Source organism: Rosettibacter firmus, assembly GCF_036860695.1.
GTDB classification, from domain to species: domain Bacteria; phylum Bacteroidota; class Ignavibacteria; order Ignavibacteriales; family Melioribacteraceae; genus Rosettibacter; species Rosettibacter firmus.
Map to the genome: position 1 here is coordinate 505,336 of NZ_JAYKGJ010000002.1, position 20,785 is coordinate 526,120.

The following is a 20,785-nucleotide window of genomic DNA, read 5'->3' on the forward strand; positions in this document are numbered from 1 at the left end:
AATTATTTTTACAAGAATTTTTGATTTTAAGTATATAGGTTTTTATAATTTTTATTTGATTGGTTTATTAAAAATTAAAAATATTTGTTTCAATTTTTAAAAATGAGAATATTAAGTTTTTTTGTCATCAAGCAATATAGCAAGAAGATATTAAATGATATTTTACATTTTATAATAAAAACTTATTGATTTCCATTGTATTGATATAATATAAATTTTTATAAAAGAAATTATTAACTAAATGATAAATAAGAGAGTAGTTGTTTTTGTATCAACGTTATCTTTTTCTCAGAATACTACAGCTGGTTATAATAGAATTATTAATTATGCAAAAGCCCTGGCAATTCATTCAACTACTGTCATATTATTTTCATTTTATGGGAATTTTAATGACATAAAAGATTTAGAAAAAATTTCTGATAACATTTATAGAATAAAAGAGAAAATTAAAGCAAAGGGATCATACTTAAAATTTATTTTTTCTCTTAATAGAATTAAAAAATATTTAAAAAATTATAATACCTGTTTCATATTATATCCAACTTCTAAATTCGGAGCAGATATTATTTTTTTAATTATATTTAAAATATTCTCATCTAATAAAATATTTTTAGAAATAAATGAATTAAGAAGAGCATATCCTAAAAATCGTTATCCAGAGAGAACTTTATATTTTAAATTTTTAAGAATAATTAAAAATTTAATAGATATATTCTTTTATAAGATTCTAGAATATTCTTCGTCATTTTATAATGGAATTCTGGTAATCTCAACAAATTTATACAGCTACTATAGTAAATACAATAAAAAAATACTTTTGATACCAATACTTATAGACTTTACAGAGAAAAAAAATAATAATTTATCATCGGTAAAAGATTCTTTCAATATTGGTTTTTTCGGTACTGTATCATTTAGAAAAGAAGGCATTGAAAATATTTTATTGGTTATAAAAAATTTAAACCGGAAGGATATAAATACAAAACTTTTTCTATATGGGCCTATTAGTAATGTAGAGTATGAATATTTTCAAGAATGGTTAAAGAAAGAAGATATGACAAATAAGATTTTTTATAATGGTATTTTAAAACATGATGTTGTCCTTGATGAAATGCAGAAAATGGATCTTTTGATTTTACCCAGGCCACATAACCAACAGACTAAATATGGTTTTTCCACAAAATTGGCTGAATATCTTATAAGTGGAGTGCCGGTTCTTGTAACAGATGTAAGTGATAATTCAAAATACATTCAAGATGGTATTAATGGTTATATAGTCCATGACATAACGCCAGCAGGCTTTGAAAAAAAAATCATCGAAATTTTAAAAAATTATGAGAAAACAAAATATAAAATTACCCAGGAGGCTTATAATACAGCAAAAAAATATTTTGATTATAGATTGTATGCAGAGACACTGAACAAATTTTTATTTGATTAAAACTAGAATATGTTGATTTTATTTAAAGCATATATTTATAATAAATTTATTAAATATTAAATTTAAAAAAGAAAACTTTTGTAAGAATGTTGGTTTTTCAATTTTTAACATTTTGGCATCTACTCTATACTAATACTTTTCTTATTTTATTCATGAATATACTATTTACTTAATTTTAGTAATAAATTAGTGAGTTAAATGGATATATTAAAGGCTTAATTAATAATTTGCGAAAATATTAAATACAAGATTTAATAATGAAACAGTTTATTAATTCTGAAAATACGGATAAAAAATAAATAAGTTTTGGTAAAATTAATTAATTAAAGAAATGAAAATACTTATAACAGGGGCGGCAGGATTTATTGGTAGTAACCTTATTGATTCCTTAATTAAAGATAATCAATACCAGATTATAGGTATTGACAATTTCGATAATTTTTATGAGAGGGAAATTAAAGTTGCCAATCTCAAAAATGCCTTGGGTAATATAAATTTTTCATTTTATGAATTAGATATTTTAGATAGAATTAATCTTACAAATTTATTTTTAGATTCATGCCCAGATATTGTTATTCATTTGGCAGCAAAAGCTGGAGTTCGAAATTCAATACAAAATCCGATTAGTTATTTTGAAGTAAATGTTTTGGGAACACTAAATGTGTTGGAAGCAATGCGAATTTCTGAAAGTAAAAAAATGATATTTGCTTCTTCTTCTTCTGTTTATGGCAATTGCAAAGATGTGCCATTTAGGGAAGATATGAATGTTGATAATCCTATTTCTCCATATGCTGCCAGTAAAAAAGCAGGTGAATTACTTTGTCATACATATCATCATCTATATAAGATGGATATATTCTGTTTGCGTTTTTTCACAGTATATGGTCCTCGTCAGCGTCCCGATCTTGCTATTCATAAATTTACTAAATCGATATTTAGGCATGAAGAAATTCCACTTTATGGTTATGGACAAACTAGAAGAGATTATACTCATATTAATGACATAATTAAGGGAATTAAAAAATCTATAGAGTTACTAAAAGGTTATGAGATATTAAATCTTGGTGGTTCTAAACCAATTTCTTTAGAGTATTTAGTTAATTTATTGGAAAGCATTACGGGAAAGAAAGCACGTAAAAAATTTTTACCAATACAAGATGGTGATCTACTTCAAACATATGCTGATATTTCAAGAGCAAGAGAAATACTAGGTTATACTCCAGAAATCGAATTTGAAGAAGGCATTATTGATTTTGTAAACTGGTTTAAACAAAACAATCATGTCTAAAACTAATATAGTTGTTTTTATACCGACATTAACTTCTGGTGGTGCAGAAAAACAAGCGGTGATTCTATCAAAGGTTTTAATGAATAAATATTCACCATATGTTGTTGTATGGGACAAACGTAAAGTAGAAATGAAGTTCAAAAAATATTTAGATGATAATAAAATTCAATATTATTTTCTTAGTGGTAATATTATTAAACGATTTCTGAAATTATATCTATTTCTTAAAAGAAAAAAAATAGAAATCATATTTAATTTCTTAGCAAGTAACAATTTATATAGCTCAATTATTGGTAAGTTGGCAAGAGTACCTCATATAGTTGGTGGTATTAGAAACTCTAAAGTACCGTTTTTAAAATTTATAATTCAAAAATACCTTCATAATCATTTGCTCGAATTTACTATTTTTAATAATTACACGGGTTGCAAGTATTTTGTTGATAAAGGTTTTGAAGCATCTAAATGCATTGTTATACCAAATTGTTTTGAGCAAGAAATAGAATATATTGAGAGAGTACCTAAAAAAACAATAAAAATTGTTACACTTGCAAGATTTGTTCCACAAAAGGATTATTATACAGCTCTTAAATCAATACAACATTTAATTAAAAATTATAATTTGAATGAAAATGAGATTAGGTATAGAATTATTGGTTATGGAGAGCAAGAATTACAGATTTATCGTTGGATAAATGAATTACAACTTAAAAAGGTTGTAGAAGTATTTATTAAACCAGATAATGTATTTGATTTACTTAAAGAATGTGATATTTTTTTGATGACATCGCTTTTTGAGGGGACATCAAACTCTATTATGGAAGCGATGGCTTTATCTTTACCAATAGTTGCTACAGATGTTGGTGATAATAAATTTCTTGTTGAAGATAATAAAAATGGTTTTTTATCCCCAATCAAGGACTATACTAATATTTCAGCTAATCTTTTTAGATTAATCGTTGATTCTAATCTTAGATTAACATTTGGGTTAAATAGTTATAATAGATTATACCAGAATTATTCATTAAAAGCTTTTCGTGAAAAATATTTTTATTTTATTGATAAAATACTTAATGTTTCTTAATATTATTTAATAGCAATAGTATATATATATATATATATATATATATATTATATAGCATTGTGTATTTAATTGATTTGATTAAGAATAATATTATTTATTGATATTTACTTGTTTATTTCTTCTAAAATTTTCTTCTAAGAATAATTCAATAATGAAATTTTTTAATTAATGTAATTTTTAAAGAATAATGAGTTTTAGCGTAATCAATATTTATTTTAACAGTGATTAATTTTAATTATTGTTATTTTAATAATATAATTATTGCCATTCTTATATTATTTTTTTTATTTCAAAATTTTGTACAATATTAAATATGGGATTAATTTTAATTTATCAGATAACTTCAATATTCTTAATGTTTATTTAATTAATAAAAAATATTATTAATTTTAATGAAAATTATGAATATATATATGTTGATAATTTTTTAATATTTATGATTTGATAAAATATCATTTAAAATATTATTTACTAAATTAAATATAAGAGATGGAGGTTTATTTTTGTAAATTTAAATCATTTATAATAAGTTTAATAAAACCTTTTTAAAATTATGGAAATGGAAATAAAAATTTTTTTGGATTTTATAATTAAAAATAGAATATACCACTCACCCAAAAGTCTTATATGGTATTACAAAAACCAGTTGTTTAAAGATATAAATTTCAAGGACAAAAAAGTATTAGATATCGGTGGTGGTGCAGGTTTAACTAGTTTTTACGCTGCGGCTGCAGGTTCAAATAAAGTTGACTTAATAGAGCCTTATGGAGATGGTTCAGACAGTTTATCAATTAAAAAATTTAATATTATAAAAAATAATTTAAAAAGTATATCAAATAAGGTCTATATATTTAATCAAACTTTTCAAACCTATTCAACAATTGAAAAATATGACGTTATTATACTACATAATTCAATAAATCACCTTAATGAAAATGCTTGTATTAATTTATTAATTGATAAAAATTCTTATGAAATATATAAAAACTTATTTTTCTCAATATATAATTTATTAAATGAAAATGGAATTATAATCATTGCGGATTGTTCCAATAAAAATTTTTTTAATTCTTTAGGAATAAAAAGTCCATTAGCGTGGTCTATAGAATGGCAAAAACACCATAGTCCAGAGGTATGGATAGAATTATTAGAGAAAGTTGGTTTTCGGTTCACAAGTTTAGTCTGGACATCACCTAAACAATTAAGGAAGTTAGGACAGGTATTATTTTCAAATCAGATTGCAGCTTATTTTTTGCTAAGTCATTTTATTATTCATTTAAAAAAATAATTTTTTCCACCATTGAATGACATTAATTGAGTAGAAGCAAGTGGAATTTTAACTATATCACACTAATTAATTTTATTTTACGTGAAAGACCATTTTATTATTGAATTTACTTTTGAAACATTACATAAAAAAGTATTAGGTTTCTATAATATTTAAAAAATTGATTTATGCTAATAATAATGCTTTTAATGTAATTGAATTCGAATAATTATTAATTAAAATTTATAAATTAAATTATTTTAATTAAATGTTATTTAATTTAAGTTAAGAGGTTAGTGGAAATTAATAAATAATTAACAAAAGAAATATAAAAAATATATTGAGATACTAAAAGATTAAGTGATGCGTAATAAGCCAAGAATTGCAGTAATTGGTTTAAAAGGTTTACCTGCTTTTGGAGGTGCAGCTTCGGTTGGAGAGGAGCTAATAAGCAAATTAAAAAATAAGTTTGATTTTACAGTATATGCAATTTCAACTCACGCATATGAACAAAATTATAATGGTGTAACTCAAATTATATTTAAAGAAAAAAAAGTTAGTGGTTTTAGTAGTTTCAAATATTACTTGAGGTCTCTTTTTCATTCGCTGCTTTTCGGAAACTATGATTTAATTCATTTACATCATTCTGAAAGTGGTTTTATAACTCCACTCCTTAGATTAAAATATAAGGTAGTTTTGACAATTCATGGTATTTTTCTTGATAAATATGATCCTAAGTTTAATAAATTTATCAATTATTTTTTCCGTTTTTCAGAAAAATTAAATATGAAATTTGCAAATAAGGTTGTTTCCGTTTCTTTGATAGATAAAAAAATGGTAGAAGAACATTATAATCGAGAATGTTTATATATACCGAATGGTGTTAATATAATTAAAATTGAAAAAAAAGAAAAAGAGTTTGATTTTCTTTTTATTGCAGCAAGAATATATGAAATAAAAGGATTACATCTATTATTAAGTGCTATTAAGACATATAATATAAAAGGAAAGTTACTTGTAATCGGTGACCTTAATCAAGATGAAAATTATAAAAATAAAATCATTACATTATCTAAAGGGATGAATGTTATATTTATACCTTTGCTAAAAGATAAATCCATACTATATGATTATATGAAAAAATCAAAAATTTTTATCTTTCCATCCTTATTTGAAGCTATGTCTATGACTTTACTGGAAGTAATTTCCCATAAAATTCCCGTCTTGGCAAGTGATATCATTTCAGTGAAAAGTATTTTTGATGAAAGTGAGATAACATTTTTTAGAGCAAACGATATTAATGATTTAGCAGCTAAAATATTATACTGCCAAAGTAACTTTAATATACTAATTAAAAAAGCTGAAAAAGCATATAATAAGGTTTCTCAGGAGTATACTTGGGATAAAATTTCAAGCAAATATAATCATATCTATAGTACATTGATAGGTTGTTAAATGTGTGGAATATTCGGTATAATTGCACGTGAAGTTGATCTTAATAGAAAAAATCTTATTAGTAAACTTGAGTATATAGCAAAACTGTCTCAAGTGAGAGGTAAAGACTCCTCAGGAATAGCATTCAGATTTGAATCAAATAGTACATTAAAGGTTCTTAAAGGTCCCTTTTCGGTTGATATTTTATTAAAATCAAATGAATACTTGAAATTAAAAAAGGAGATATTAACTGAAAATGAAAGAAAATTATTTATAGGATTTGGGCATGCACGGTTAGTAACAAACGGTACCCAGTTAGAAGATGTAAACAATCAACCAGTTATTAAGGACGGAATTGTTGGGATACACAATGGTATAATAACTAATGTTGATGAGTTATGGAAGAAGCATAATTATTTAAAAAGGGAGTATGAAATTGATACCGAATTTTTCTTTAGTTATATAAGATATTTAATTAATAAATATGACGGTAAGGTTAGTCCTGCAGAGGCTTGTTTAATAGCAAATTCTGAAGTGATTGGCACAATATCAACTGCATATTACGATACTTATAGCGACGTTTTTATAATTTTTTCAAACTTTGGTTCACTATATGTTTTAACAGATCAAAAAGAACTTATTATATTTGGTTCTGAACGAAACATTCTACTTCAGTTAATTAAAAAATTTGATGATTTTAATGATAGTAAATTCATAATTAAACAAATAAAACCCTTAAGTGGATATCAAATTAATTTAAACAATTTTTCGATTACTGAATTTAACTCTAAAAATATTAATGATGTTGAAATTATTAAGAATTTAGATAAGTATTATAAAATAGATATTATTAATTTAGTCGATTATAAAAAACAATTACATGCAGTTATAGATCCTAAAATTTTCTCTAATTTGTTAGTCACCAATAGTGAAAGAAAATTATTAGAATATAACATAGATCGAATTTCTAAATTAAAAAGATGTAGCAAGTGTATATTACCAGAAACTTTTCCATTCATTGAATTTGATGATAAAGGTATATGTAATTATTGTAGAAATTACGTACCTAAGAATAATCCTAAACCTGTAGAGCTTTTATATGATTTAGTTGAGCCATATCGTAAAGTAAATGGTGAGCCCGATTGTTTAGTCCCTTATAGTGGTGGAAGGGATAGCACTTTTACCTTACATTTTGTTAAAAAAATTCTTGGTTTGAATCCAATTGCATTTACATACGACTGGGGAATGGTGACCGATCTGGCAAGAAGAAATATTGCAAGAGTATGTAGTAAACTTGGAGTAGAAAATATAATTGTTTCGGCAAATATACACTGGAAAAGAGCAAATATTAGAAGAAATATTATAGCCTGGTTAAAAAAACCACATCTTGGGATGATACCTTTATTTATGGCAGGTGATAAATTTTTCTTTTATTATACTAATAAGATAAAAAAACAAAATAATATCAAATTAAATATTTGGGGTGAAAATCGTCTTGAAAATACAGATTTTAAAACTGGTTTTGCAGGTATTTCGCCAAATTTTAATAAAAAAAGAAATTATTCTTTAAGTGTTTATGATCAACTAAAACTATTTTATTTTGTGGGTAAAAATGTATTATTAAATCCTAGATATTTAAATCAATCTGTTATTGATTCATTAGGATCTATTGTTTCAAGATATATATGGCCTAAAAAAGATTATTATAATTTATTTGATTACTATAAATGGGATGAAAACGAAATTGAAGATTTAATTTTAAAAGAGTATGAATGGGAAATGGCAATTGATACTAATGCAACTTGGCGGATTGGCGATGGAACATCTGCATTTTATAATTATATATATTATACTGTAGCTGGTTTTAGTGAATATGATACATTTAGAAGTAATCAGATAAGAGAAGGAATGTTATCGAGAAAAAGAGCTTTAGAATTAGTTAATGAAGAAAATAAACCTAGATACGAATCTATAAAATGGTACTTAGAAATTTTAGGATTAGAATTTACATCTGTAATAAAAAAAATTAATAAGATTAAAAAATTATACTAAATTAAATAAAATGAAAGATTCCTTTTTATTTATTTGACAACTATAACTAATTCATTAAAAATAGATATTATTGTTCTCCTTAAACGTAAATGTAGCTAATAATGTTTTTTATTTTTAGTAAAAAGTACTTTTTCTAAGTTATAAGTATATTTTTAAGTGTATTGTATTTATCAGTATTGTTTATAAATTTCATTTTAATGTAATATTATAAATATTTTAAAAATGAATATTTTAGTAGGAGAAATAAGTAGTTATAAGGCAATAGTTATTTGTAAATATATTAAAAAAAACTATGCTAATATTAATATAATTTCTTATGATTATAAAACTCAAATAAAAGGTCTAATTACTAAATATACTGATAAACATTTTCAAATTAAAAAAAAGGATATTAATTCATATATTTTTGAATTGATAAAATTAATTCAAGAAGAAAAAATAGATGTTTATTTACCGATTCATAGTGATTTTATTGGTATAATACTTCAAAATAAACAAGCTTTTGGTAAAACATTATCTTATTTAGGAGATTTTGAAAGCTATCAAAAACTTCATAATAAAAATTTAATACAAGAAATTGTAAAAGATTTAGATATAGTTATTCCTTATAAATATGAAACTTTTAAAGATGCAAAATTACCATTTGTTGCAAAACCTATTTCAGGATCATCATCCAAAGGAGTTTTATATTTTTTTAATGAAAATAAAAGAAATAAATTCTTTAATTATGACTTCTCTAATTATATTTTTCAGGAATATATACAAGGTACGGGATGTGGCTACTCAGTTTATGCTGTAAATGGGGAAATTAAAATAGGATATGGGCATTTAAGACTTGCAGAATACCCAATAAGTGGCGGGTCAAGTGTTTATAGAACTTCTTTTTATAAAGAAGAAATGTATATTATTGCAAAGAAAATATTTGAAAAGATTCCATGGACTGGCTTTGCAATGTTTGAATTCAAATTAACTCCTAAAGGAGAATTAATATTAATTGAAGTTAATCCAAGAATATGGGGTTCAATTAACCAAGGTCTACAAAACGGTATAGATTATTTTGAACCCATATTAAAAGCTAAAAAGAAAGACATAAAAGAAAATAAACAATCTAAAAAAATTAATACCTATCTTTCGCCTCAAATTTATTTATCTCTTCTATTTTATTTAATAAGAGGAAATATAAAACCTTTAATTTTATTTCTAAAAAACGTAAGGAATAATAAAGCTGATGTGTCATTATTTGATGATCCAACAGGGTGGTTAAGTATTTTATTAAGAAAAATATTATGAAAAAAAATTATGAAAAAAATAAATGTAATTGATCTTGACAATACATTGATTAAGTTTGATTCTTTTAAAATCTTCACAATCAAATTTCTTAAAAAGGGTGATTTTTTATTAGGATTTTTGATTTTATTGAGAAAGATTAGAATATTAACATTAGAAGAATTTAAAAGAAAAGTGATATTAAGATGTCGAAAAAAAAGAAATTACAATAAATTTATAAGAGAATTTGCAGATTATATCATGGAAAATATTAACCAAGAAATATTCTTAAAGATCAATTTAATTTCGGATGAAAATACCATTAATATTTTAGCAAGTGCATCTCCATCAGATTATGTTAATCTAGTAGCTGAAAAACTAGGATGGGAATCAATTTCTACTTTAGTTACAGTTGAAAAATTTTTTCATAATTATGGGGAAAAAAAAGTACTTAACCTTCTAAGAGAATATCCAAGAGAAAAATTTTTTTATAATTATGCAATTTCCGATAGTATATCAGATTTAGAATTATTAAAATTGTTTAATAATTATGAATTGGTTTCTTAATTATGGATTTCACCCAAAATATTTATAAATCTTTTCTTGAAGCATTTGTATATAAAAATTTTAAATTTTATACTATTTCTTCTTATTTAGAAAATAAAAAAAATAAAAATAACAGTACTTGCATACTTCTTAGACATGATGTTGATAGGTTAGCCAAAAATTCACTTGCTCTTGCTCAGGTTGAGCATGACTACTATATAAAGGGTACATATTATTTTCGTGTAGTACCAAAAAGTTTCAATCTGGTAATAATGAACAAGGTCGCTGAACTAGGACATGAAATCGGTTATCACTATGAAGATGTTGATTTAGTGATTAAGAAATATAATATAAAAGTCAAAGACGAAAAAGATAAAGAAAAAATAATTGATTTGGCTTATGAAAGTTTTTGTAAAAATTTGGAGATGTTACGTCGAAATTTTAATATAAAAACAATTTGTATGCATGGCAGTCCCAGATCGAAATTTGATAATAGAATAATATGGGGAAAATATGATTATAAGCAATTAGGTATTATTGGAGAACCTTATTATGATATTGACTTTAATGAATTTGCATATTTTACTGATACTGGAAGAAGATGGAACAGTAATAAGTATAATGTTAGAGATAAAGTAAATAGTAAATTTAATTTTAATTTTAAGACCACACATGAAATAATTAATAATATCGATAAGCTTCCTAATAAAATTTTATTCACGATTCATCCAGAACGATGGAGTGATGAATTATTTTCTTGGACAATTAATTTAATTTTACAAAATATTAAAAATATAGCAAAACGTAATTTGATCTTAATAAGAAAAGAAAAATAAAAAAATATTATCTTTAATTTTTCAAATGATATTAAATTACACTATTTTGATTATAATGATTTTATGCCCCTCCTTGAATATCTTTTCGCAAAACGTGAATGAGTTAGAAATTACCAAAAATTATTTTATATCTATGAGTTATGGTTATCAAATGTCCGGAATAAAAGATGAAGATTTTAGAAAGGATAATTACGCTCCTGTCTTGATTTTTAATATTGGAAGGTGGATAAATCCAATTTTAGGAATTCAAATTGGATATCGTGGTTTTTATTTTTACTATATTATGGATGATTTTAAACACTATTATAATTTTCTATCCATTGATGGTTTAATAAATGTTAATCAATTTCTTAGTTTCAATAGAAAAAATTGGAATCTCATAATTAAAATGGGAGGAGGCCCTTTTTACAATCATACTTTTAAAAAATCTAATATTTATTTAAATGCAGGTTTAATAAATTTTTTTAATATTTCAAAGGAACTACATTTACTATTAGATTTATCTGCAGTTATTGGCGATAAAATATATCAAGAAAATATTGATATTTTACCTTCGATTTCATTTGGTTTTAAATATTCGTTTACTTTTTAGAAGTATTATATATCTTAATTTTGATGAAAATAATTTCATAGTTAAAAACAATAACTAATAATTTTAAGATCATATGTTGAAACTATATTATTATTTCTAAAATTTTCTTTTTGGGAATGCAATAGTAATTAATAAGTAGAACACAAATATTTAGTAAAAAGCTTTTTATATGTAAATTTACGTGACTTATAAAGTTGTAAGTAATAGTTAACTTATACGAATATTCGAGAGTAATTTGTGTGTACTAATTACTAATTATTACCGCGTATTCATGGAATTATGTTTATCCTGCCGAATTTATATCCTCATATACAGGAACAAAAAAATTTAATTTTGTACCTGTAGTCAATTGTAAAATGAAAAACGTAATTAAAAAAGTTTGTTGATTTTATTGAAAAAGTAATAATAAAGCAAAGTTCACAATATCAATATTCATCTAAACTCAGAAAATTATATCTAAAGTTAGTACAAGTTATACTGGTATAACTTTTTACTTTATTGACATATAAATAACTTAAAGATGAAATTCTGCTTGAACAAATTGTGTTTTTTAATATTGGAGATGAAGAATATTCCTTTTATAATTTCGTTAAAATGAATTGTCTGAATATTAATACATCAATTTTCGTTAATTAATAATTAACTTTTATGAAAAAAAATTTACTATCATGAAAATAATATCAGTCGTAGGTGCCCGTCCTAATTTTATGAAAGTTGCTCCAATTCATCGAGCTTTTCAAAATTTAATTCAAAAAAATAATTCTCTAAATTTGAAACATATGATTTGTCATACAGGCCAGCATTATGATGAAAATATGTCTAAAATTTTTTTTAATGATCTGGAATTGCCTGAACCTGATTTCTATCTCGGTGTAGGAAGCTCTTCTCATGCAAAACAAACAGCATATATTATGATTGAATTTGAAAAAATATTATTAAATGAGAAACCAGATTTAATAATTGTAGTTGGGGATGTGAATTCAACTTTAGCCTGCAGCTTAACTGCAGTAAAATTAGGTATTAAAGTAGCACATGTTGAAGCAGGTTTAAGAAGTTTTGATCGCTCTATGCCTGAAGAAATAAATCGAATTTTAACTGATTCGATTTCAGACTATCTTTTTGTAACAGAAAAAAGTGGTCTTGTAAATCTTAAACGAGAAGGAATATCTGATGAAAAAGTTTTTTTTGTTGGCAATTGTATGATAGATAGTCTAATAAGTTATCTTCCAAAACTTCCAGAACTATCAGATTTGAGTTATAATCTGTTACCTAAAAACTATGTTCTTGTAACACTACATCGTCCTTCTAATGTTGATAATCCAGAACGATTAAGTGAATTAATAGATTTTATAAATAAAATATCAAAGTATAAAAAAGTAATTTTTCCTGTACATCCAAGAACTCGTAAAGCAATTGAAAATAATTCATTACCAATTAATGATAAATCATCAATTTATTTAATGAACCCGCTTGGTTATCTTGAATTTATTACTCTAATGAAACATGCTTTATTTGTTGTAACTGATAGTGGTGGTATTCAGGAAGAAACTACTTATTTGGGTATTCCATGTATTACATTAAGAACTACAACTGAAAGACCAATAACCGTTGATGTAGGTACAAATTACCTTATAGGCGAAGATTTAGAATATGCATTTAATATATGTGAAGAAATTTTTAATGGCGAGAAAAAGATAGGTAAAATACCAGAATTGTGGGATGGAAGAGCAGCTGAAAGAATAGTTAAAATACTTGTTGAAAAGTTTTTAAATATCAGTAGATAAAAAAATAGTTGTAAAGAATATTTAATGAAATGTACTAAAATTATAGAGACTCCCATAAAAATAATTAAGTATGATTAAACAGATTCAGGACTATTCCTTACAACTATGTAATTGAGAACTTATATTAACTGTTAAGAAAATATCTTTGAAGAATAAATAATTATGAAAGACTGAATTTGTTGAAAATATCAATTAAATCAGAATTAAAACTGAAGTGAGTATCTATGAAATTTCATATAAATTTGATTTTTACATTCCATTAATTTAGGTTATATGATTTTAATGAAATTATTTATAATTCAATTATAATATGTTATATATATGATAAGAATATTGGTAACGGGTGGAGGAGCTCCAGGAATTAAAGGTACAATTTTTTCATTAAGAAATAACAGTGTATGTGAAAATGTTTTTATTGCTGTAACTGATGTAAAGGAAGATTGTGCTGGTAAGTATTTAGCAGATGAATTTTTTGTTATAGCTCATTCTCGTGATAAAGAAAATTATCTACAACAAATATTGGATATTTCAAAGCAACATAAAATTGATGTAATTATTCCTCAAAATACATTAGAATTAGAAGTATTATCTGAACACATTAATATTTTTGAAAAAAATCAAATAAAAGTAGCTGTCTCAGAATATAATTCGCTACTACTTGTTAATAATAAATTTAATCTTACGCAATTAGCAAAAAAATTAAATATTCCAGTTCCTGCTACATATATTGTATCTACATTTAATGATTTAGTAAAATATGCTAAAGAGCTGGGATGGCCAGATAAAAGAGTTTTAATTAAACCACCTAAATCTAATGGCTCGAGAGGATTAAGAATTATTGATGAACAATTAAATTATTTGAATCAATTTTATAATGAAAAACCTAATAATATATTTACTAAAATGGAGATCTTACATTCTATATTAGGGGATAAATTCCCTGAATTGATGATAACTGAATTTATTGAGGGCGATGAAATTACTGTTGATGCTTTTAGATATTCTTCTAATGAAATTTTTATTCCCAGGATACGCAAACAAATATTAAATGGTATTAGTTTTATAAATGAATACTATGAAAGTGATGAAATTATTCATTATTCAAAAATATTAAGTGAATCAGTAGATTTAAAATATGCATTTGGTTTTCAATTCATAATTGATAAAAATAAAGTTCCATATTTGATAGAGTGTAATCCAAGAATTCAGGGCACGATGGTTTTTAGTACCTTGGCTGGGTGTAATCTTATCTATGCAACTGTTAATGCTTTGTTAAATAAAAGGATTCCAGATTTTAATCTAAATAAAAATACAAAATTATATAGATACTGGGGGGCGATAGGTATAAATGATAAGATGATAATTGTTTAGATATGATAAATGATAAAAGCACATATAAATATAAAGTGTTTATATTCGATTTAGATAATACTATTTATGATGAGATGTTATATTTAAATAAAGCGTATGAAAAAGTTGTTAAAGAAGTTGTTAACAGAAATCAGAACTTTAAATATGAAAAAAAACTATTGAATTATTTAATAAAGACCAGAATAAATGAAGGTCGTAAAAATATATATCAAAAATTTATCTTAAAATATAAAATCAATAATTTTACAATTGATGATTTTTTATATTGTTTACGAAATGTAAGATTAAAAAAGAATTCTATTTTACCATATAAAGAAATAGAAGAGTATATAAAAAAAATAGGTAAAAAAAGTAAGATCTATATTTTAACTAATGGGAATTATATACAACAAAGAAATAAGTATAAAGCTATAAAAATACCATATAAGGATAAAATAAAAGTAATTTATGCATCAAAATCTGGCTATGAAAAACCAGATCCTTTATTAATAATAAAACTTATAAATAAATTAAAAATAAATCGAAATAATATATTATTTATTGGTGATTCAGAAATTGATTTTCAAACTGCACAAAATGCTAAAATCGATTTTTTACATGTAAATATTTTAAAAAAATTATTGAACTCATATGGAATATAATAGAATCCTTATACTTTCTCCCCACACAGATGATGCAGAATTTGGTTGCGGTGGAACAATTGTTAAGTTTTTAGAAAATAATAAAGAAATACATTGGGTGGTTTTTTCTATTGCTGAAGATTCACTTCCCAATGAATTGAATAAGTTAAAATTACAAAATGAGTTTATTAATGTTACAAAAGAACTTAATCTTAAAGAAAGTGATTATACCATTTTCAGATATCCTGTAAGAAAGTTAAGTGATTATCGACAGGAAATATTAGAATCACTTATAAAGTTTAAGCAGGAATTTAAACCAGACCTTGTTATTGGACCTTCGCAGAATGATTATCATCAGGATCATCAAGTGATTTCAAATGAAATGATAAGAGCTTTTAAAACACATAGCAGTATTTTATGTTATGAACTACCCTGGAATCATATAAATTTTACGTCTTCGTATTTCATCAAATTAGAAGAACGACATATTCAAATGAAACTAAAGATCTTAAGTAAATATGAAACTCAGATAGTATTAAATCGCTTTTATTTTTCTGAAGATATGGTCAGAGGTTTGGCATTAACAAGAGGGGCACAAATTAATTATAAGTATGCTGAATCTTTTGATGTGCTAAGAATAATTGATTAAAAATAAGTTGAAAGTATTACAAATATAAATGTCAGATTCATAATAGACGATAGATATAAAGTATTACCTTTGATGAAAATAATGTTTGCACATTTTGTAAATTCTAAGTTGACTTAAAAAAAATATCCATTGAATAAAAAGCACAAGAACAACTGCAGGGATAGTCAATCAAAAGCAAAAAATAGAAGAAGTATTAAGAATATTATATCTCTTAAATTCGAGGGAAAACTTTTAGATAACTATTAAAATACCTGATTTTACTATGAAGGTTTTGAAAGAATAATGAATATACAGTCTAAAAACTTTTTAGGTCATAAATTATAATTTGCTGGTGATGGTATTAAAGATAAACTATAATATGGATTAAAATATTTTATATTGTACCTGTTGCTGTTTACAAAAAATATTTTAGTATCTAATCAAATAACGTATAAAATAATATAATGATATTAACATACTCTCGAGAAAAATATTGTTAACATTCTTTAATAAAGAAATTGTACTACGTCCCATCCATTACTTTAATGAAAGCTAGTGAACTACCTGTAACCGTTGTAAGTGTTACAAGTTAATTATTCGGAGATAATTTTAAATTTGCTTTAGGTGTGATCAATGAAATTATGAGTGAGATAGTTAAGAAAGTGGAGATACAGAAATAATTAAAATACTTGTTGAAAAATTAGTTAAAGTAATTGAAAAAAAATAAATGAATATTTAATTGTGATTATGATTTCTATTATTAATAAAAATAATGTTTATAAATAATAAATTTTGAGTTGTTAAATCCTTGGAAAATAATGATAACCATAAACTGAATAATGCAAATACAAAAATTAATCTTGAATACTTTATTGTATTTTTTAATATTAAATATATAAGGGCGAATAATAATATTGAACCAATTATCCCAAGTTCAACCTGAGTTTCTAAAAATAAATTATGGGGGTATTTTAATTTCATAGGTAAGTCACTTTTATAATAACTTTTAAAACCGCCGAAACCTATTCCAGTTACAGGATTCTTTTTTATTAACTCAAAAGAAATTTTATATAATTCTAATCTTGTATTGATTGAAGCATCTGTTGTTTTATTGCTTAAGACGAAATCAATTAATTCATAATTTCTTTTTTCTATCAAATTAAATTTTGTTACAACCAATAAACTTACAATTAATACTCCTGTAAATATTATTAAATTATTATGAGTAAGTTTTTGCTTTGATAGAATTAATAAAATGATTAAAGATAAAATTAAACCAATTGTAGTGGCTCGATGTGATGTATATATTAATGTAATAGTTAAAATGAATGCAGTAAAAGAAAAATAAAATACTTTTTTAATATTGTCCGAAATTAAAATTTTATAGTATGAGTATAAAATTAATGGTGAAATAAATCTACTGAATATTACATGACTGAATTCGAAATTTGTTAAGTTATAGTAACCTTTATAAGTAAAAGGATTTTTGATAAAAAATAAAATGCTTATAAAAAAAGACAGTATCAATAAAATTGTAAAAAATTTTTCTAAGATATCTACTTTAATATTTTCTTTAATAAAATAAGCAAGAATTACTGAGGGATTAATCCAATTATTATATTAATCCATTTCTGTAAACCAAAGAGAGGATTTTTTGAATATATTATAGTTATTAAGGGAATTGTTATTATAAATAATAATAAAATTTTTATGTTATGATTGATTGTTTCAAAAAAACTTTTTAAACTGGGATAAGAAAATATTAGAACTTTTCTGAATAGAGGGATTATTAATAATAACAAGCCAGATTTTATTAAGAAACTCAATAAAGTATAGTTAGAAATCTGAGCAACATAAATTTGTAATGTAATAAAAAATAAAAGTATAATATTTAATAAATTTTCTCTCGAAGGGCTCATTTTTACATTATAAAAAAATTATATGGCAGCTAAAATCTTTTTCGATTTATTTATATATACTTTAATATTGCTGTCTTGTACGACTTTATTAACTGGTAATGTAAATTTAATAAGCAAATATCCCATTAGTCTAATTATAACTTGGTTATCAGTAATCATCGGCTCTCTTTTAACTGACCAGTATTCTTATAATAATTATAAAAAATTACTGGATTATATTAAACAAATTTTTACTGCTCTTGTTATATCATTTTTATTTCTTCTATTATACTTTTTATTTGAAAAGGAACTGCAACCATATTTAAATATTATTTTGATTGTAACTTTATGTTCTGGATTTATAATTAAATTCTTTTTATACATTTTAAATAATGTAATCATTTTTAAGAAAGAAGATCTTTCTAAAATTAATTTTTCGATTGGCTCTTTTAATATAGAGTTTTTAATTGTTAGTGCTATTATTTGTTATGCTTATTTTATTAAATATGATATAAAATATTTTGAAAAAGATTTTATAGCAATTATTACTTTTATAATAATCTGGTTTTTGATTGGTTTATGTGTTCATCAATTTAATCCTGTTACAAAATATAATTTCTGGAAATTCATCTGGCTTAGATTAAAGAGCTATTTATACTTCTTAATCATATTTAATATTATACTTTATATTTTAAGCTCAAGCATAAATGGTATTAATATTATAAGAAATTTATCATTCCTATTTGGATTTATTGCAATACCTGCCAATTCCTTCTTTTATTTAATTAGAAAAAAGCCGTCAGATGATGTAGTCAAATATAAATTTATACGTGCATCTGAAGTATTTGATGAACCTTTACTTAAATATTTAGAAGTAAAGAAAGAGAAGTATTATGTTGAAGAGAATGAATCAAGTAAAGATTTATTTGAATTATTATCTGAAGTTTATTTAAAACGCTTTCCAGAAGTTTTTAATTTTATAAATGACACATTAAATTTAGCATTATTTAATTTCAGAAAATGTATAATGCATAGATCTTCTGATATGTATAATGTTGAAGTTTTACCAGAGAATGCTCTTGAAATGTACGTGAATTTACATGAAATCAATGATATGAGAAGAATTAATAAATATTTTATTCAGGTAAATTCTAAATTAAAAGATGGAGGTGTTTTTATTGGTAATGTTGAACCTAATAATTTGCGTAGAAAAAGATTCTTATTTAATTATCCATACTATTTAGCAGTTATATTTTATTTTATTGATTTTATATGGCATAGAGTATTTCCTAAATTACCTGCTTTTAAACATTTTTATTTCGCTATAACCAAAGGAAAGCATCGTGCAATATCTTTATCAGAAACACTGGGCCGTTTATATTATTGCGGTTTTGAAGTAATAGCAATTAAAGAAATAAATAATTTAATTTATTTTATTGCAAAGAAAATTAAAGAACCACTTTCTGATGATTCACCATCTTATGGACCATTGATTAAATTAAAACGAGTTGGAAAAGATGGCAATATTATCAAGGTATATAAGTTTAGAACAATGTATCCTTATTCAGAATATTTACAAAGATTTATTTTTGAAAAAGCTAATTTGCAGGAAGGTGGAAAATTTAAAGATGATTTTAGAATAACAAGCTGGGGAAAAGTTTTAAGAAAACTCTGGCTTGATGAATTACCAATGTTTATAAATTATTTTAAAGGCGAATTAAAAATAGTTGGTGTACGACCATTAAGTTTACAATACTTTTATCTTTATGATGAAGAATTGAGAAACAGAAGAATTAAATATAAGCCTGGTTTAGTGCCTCCTTTTTATTATGATCTTCCTAAAACACTTGATGAAATAATGGCATCAGAAAGAAAATACCTTGATTCATATGATAAACATCCTATAATTACAGATATAAGATATTTTATTGTATCTGCTTATAATATTCTAATAAGAAAAGCTCGTTCGAATTAATTTTGAAAATTTATTTACTACTTGTTGTTATAATTTTATCTATACATCAATCTTATCCTCAATCTTTAACAGGGATTTCAGGAATGTTTTCAATACCTATAGCAACAATAAACAAAGATGGGGAATTTACATCTGGTATAAATTATATAGAAAGAAAATATTTGAAATATGCAAATGGTAATCGAGATATTATTAATTTTTATGTGTATTTAAATTACTTACCATTTCTCGAAATTGGTTTAAGAGCAACTAGACAGTTGAATTATCAAGGGAAAAGTCATACAGTAGATAGGATGTTTAACTTCAAAATTAAGTTAATTGAAGAAAAAAAATATTTGCCTGTTATAGCTTTTGGTATGAATAATCCTGTAAGTACTGAAGTGAATGCTAATCATTTTAATTCTACTTATTTAGTAATAACTAAAAATATTTATTTAAGTGACTCAACTCAAGCATTGAATATAACATTGGGATATGGCTCTGATTTAATTAAAGCCGCAGATTACCAATTCATTGGTTTCTTTGGTGGTGTTTCTTATAAGCCTTTTAATTTTATGGAAGTAATGATTGAATATGACGCTGAAAGATTTAATTCTGCTTTAAGATTTACTTTATTAAACCATATTAAAATCTTGGCTGGATTTATGGGAATGAAAGATTTTAGTGGAGGTGTTGGTTATTCTTTTGTACTTCAATAAATATTATA

The 20,785-nt window shown here is 23.9% G+C and carries 17 protein-coding genes; 16 read left to right on the forward strand and 1 reads right to left on the reverse strand.

What is annotated here, in order from left to right; translation table 11 throughout:
• Positions 1–241 precede the first annotated feature (241 nt).
• The 14 genes from VJY38_RS09040 (at position 242) to VJY38_RS09105 (ending at position 16,227) form a co-directional block, all read left to right on the forward strand.
• Positions 242–1,441 (forward strand): glycosyltransferase, encoded by a 1,200-nt coding sequence (locus VJY38_RS09040; protein WP_353680367.1) that lies wholly within the window; start codon positions 242–244, stop codon positions 1,439–1,441.
• Positions 1,442–1,772: 331 nt separating this feature from the next.
• The gene (locus VJY38_RS09045; RefSeq protein WP_353680368.1) at positions 1,773–2,729 is read left to right on the forward strand and encodes a GDP-mannose 4,6-dehydratase; all 957 of its coding nucleotides are present in this window, start codon (positions 1,773–1,775) and stop codon (positions 2,727–2,729) included.
• Entirely contained in the window at positions 2,722–3,810 is a 1,089-nt protein-coding gene (locus VJY38_RS09050) for a glycosyltransferase (RefSeq protein WP_353680369.1), read from the forward strand. The genes VJY38_RS09045 and VJY38_RS09050 overlap by 8 nt, the downstream gene beginning before the upstream one ends.
• Before the next feature lie 559 nt (positions 3,811–4,369).
• Positions 4,370–5,098 (forward strand): methyltransferase domain-containing protein, encoded by a 729-nt coding sequence (locus VJY38_RS09055; protein ID WP_353680370.1) that lies wholly within the window; start codon positions 4,370–4,372, stop codon positions 5,096–5,098.
• Between the two features lie 342 nt (positions 5,099–5,440).
• A complete protein-coding gene (locus VJY38_RS09060; RefSeq protein WP_353680371.1) occupies positions 5,441–6,532 on the forward strand; it encodes a glycosyltransferase family 4 protein in 1,092 nt (363 codons plus the stop codon).
• Positions 6,533–8,563 (forward strand): hypothetical protein, encoded by a 2,031-nt coding sequence (locus VJY38_RS09065; RefSeq protein ID WP_353680372.1) that lies wholly within the window; start codon positions 6,533–6,535, stop codon positions 8,561–8,563.
• A 222-nt stretch (positions 8,564–8,785) separates the two neighbouring features.
• Positions 8,786–9,853, forward strand: coding sequence for an ATP-grasp domain-containing protein (locus tag VJY38_RS09070; protein ID WP_353680373.1), 1,068 nt, complete (start codon positions 8,786–8,788; stop codon positions 9,851–9,853).
• Between the two features lie 9 nt (positions 9,854–9,862).
• On the forward strand, positions 9,863–10,396 hold the full coding sequence (locus tag VJY38_RS09075; RefSeq protein ID WP_353680374.1) for a haloacid dehalogenase-like hydrolase: 534 nt from the start codon (positions 9,863–9,865) through the stop codon (positions 10,394–10,396).
• 2 nt (positions 10,397–10,398) lie between these two features.
• Positions 10,399–11,211 carry a hypothetical protein gene (locus tag VJY38_RS09080; RefSeq protein WP_353680375.1) on the forward strand — a complete coding sequence of 271 codons (813 nt, stop codon included), beginning with the start codon at positions 10,399–10,401 and terminating at the stop codon, positions 11,209–11,211.
• 151 nt (positions 11,212–11,362) lie between these two features.
• Positions 11,363–11,803, forward strand: coding sequence for a hypothetical protein (locus tag VJY38_RS09085; protein WP_353680376.1), 441 nt, complete (start codon positions 11,363–11,365; stop codon positions 11,801–11,803).
• Positions 11,804–12,471: 668 nt separating this feature from the next.
• On the forward strand, positions 12,472–13,587 hold the full coding sequence (gene wecB, locus VJY38_RS09090; protein ID WP_353680377.1) for a non-hydrolyzing UDP-N-acetylglucosamine 2-epimerase: 1,116 nt from the start codon (positions 12,472–12,474) through the stop codon (positions 13,585–13,587).
• Positions 13,588–13,908: 321 nt separating this feature from the next.
• Positions 13,909–14,958, forward strand: a complete 1,050-nt coding sequence (locus tag VJY38_RS09095) for an ATP-grasp domain-containing protein (protein ID WP_353680378.1) — start codon at positions 13,909–13,911, stop codon at positions 14,956–14,958.
• Positions 14,959–14,960: 2 nt separating this feature from the next.
• Positions 14,961–15,599, forward strand: coding sequence for an HAD-IA family hydrolase (locus VJY38_RS09100; protein WP_353680379.1), 639 nt, complete (start codon positions 14,961–14,963; stop codon positions 15,597–15,599).
• Positions 15,589–16,227, forward strand: a complete 639-nt coding sequence (locus VJY38_RS09105; protein WP_353680380.1) for a PIG-L deacetylase family protein — start codon at positions 15,589–15,591, stop codon at positions 16,225–16,227. Before VJY38_RS09100 ends, VJY38_RS09105 begins: the two co-directional genes overlap by 11 nt.
• Before the next feature lie 714 nt (positions 16,228–16,941).
• Here VJY38_RS09105 and VJY38_RS09110 read toward each other — a convergent pair.
• Positions 16,942–17,733 carry an O-antigen ligase family protein gene (locus VJY38_RS09110; protein WP_353680381.1) on the reverse strand — a complete coding sequence of 264 codons (792 nt, stop codon included), beginning with the start codon at positions 17,731–17,733 and terminating at the stop codon, positions 16,942–16,944.
• A gap of 414 nt (positions 17,734–18,147) precedes the next feature.
• On the opposite strand from VJY38_RS09110, the gene VJY38_RS09115 reads away from it, so the two are divergent.
• Both VJY38_RS09115 and VJY38_RS09120 read left to right on the forward strand, forming a co-directional pair.
• On the forward strand, positions 18,148–20,079 hold the full coding sequence (locus VJY38_RS09115; RefSeq protein WP_353680382.1) for a sugar transferase: 1,932 nt from the start codon (positions 18,148–18,150) through the stop codon (positions 20,077–20,079).
• 2 nt (positions 20,080–20,081) lie between these two features.
• Positions 20,082–20,777 (forward strand): YjbH domain-containing protein, encoded by a 696-nt coding sequence (locus VJY38_RS09120; RefSeq protein ID WP_353680383.1) that lies wholly within the window; start codon positions 20,082–20,084, stop codon positions 20,775–20,777.
• Positions 20,778–20,785: the final 8 nt, after the last annotated feature.

Coding starts and splice junctions, on each gene's coding strand:
- VJY38_RS09040 (WP_353680367.1), top strand. CDS start 242: ATGATAAATAAGAGAGTAGTTGTTTTTGTATCAACGTTATCTTTTTCT.
- VJY38_RS09045 (WP_353680368.1), top strand. CDS start 1,773: ATGAAAATACTTATAACAGGGGCGGCAGGATTTATTGGTAGTAACCTT.
- VJY38_RS09050 (WP_353680369.1), top strand. CDS start 2,722: ATGTCTAAAACTAATATAGTTGTTTTTATACCGACATTAACTTCTGGT.
- VJY38_RS09055 (WP_353680370.1), top strand. CDS start 4,370: ATGGAAATAAAAATTTTTTTGGATTTTATAATTAAAAATAGAATATAC.
- VJY38_RS09060 (WP_353680371.1), top strand. CDS start 5,441: ATGCGTAATAAGCCAAGAATTGCAGTAATTGGTTTAAAAGGTTTACCT.
- VJY38_RS09065 (WP_353680372.1), top strand. CDS start 6,533: ATGTGTGGAATATTCGGTATAATTGCACGTGAAGTTGATCTTAATAGA.
- VJY38_RS09070 (WP_353680373.1), top strand. CDS start 8,786: ATGAATATTTTAGTAGGAGAAATAAGTAGTTATAAGGCAATAGTTATT.
- VJY38_RS09075 (WP_353680374.1), top strand. CDS start 9,863: ATGAAAAAAATAAATGTAATTGATCTTGACAATACATTGATTAAGTTT.
- VJY38_RS09080 (WP_353680375.1), top strand. CDS start 10,399: ATGGATTTCACCCAAAATATTTATAAATCTTTTCTTGAAGCATTTGTA.
- VJY38_RS09085 (WP_353680376.1), top strand. CDS start 11,363: ATGTCCGGAATAAAAGATGAAGATTTTAGAAAGGATAATTACGCTCCT.
- wecB (WP_353680377.1), top strand. CDS start 12,472: ATGAAAATAATATCAGTCGTAGGTGCCCGTCCTAATTTTATGAAAGTT.
- VJY38_RS09095 (WP_353680378.1), top strand. CDS start 13,909: ATGATAAGAATATTGGTAACGGGTGGAGGAGCTCCAGGAATTAAAGGT.
- VJY38_RS09100 (WP_353680379.1), top strand. CDS start 14,961: ATGATAAATGATAAAAGCACATATAAATATAAAGTGTTTATATTCGAT.
- VJY38_RS09105 (WP_353680380.1), top strand. CDS start 15,589: ATGGAATATAATAGAATCCTTATACTTTCTCCCCACACAGATGATGCA.
- VJY38_RS09115 (WP_353680382.1), top strand. CDS start 18,148: ATGGCAGCTAAAATCTTTTTCGATTTATTTATATATACTTTAATATTG.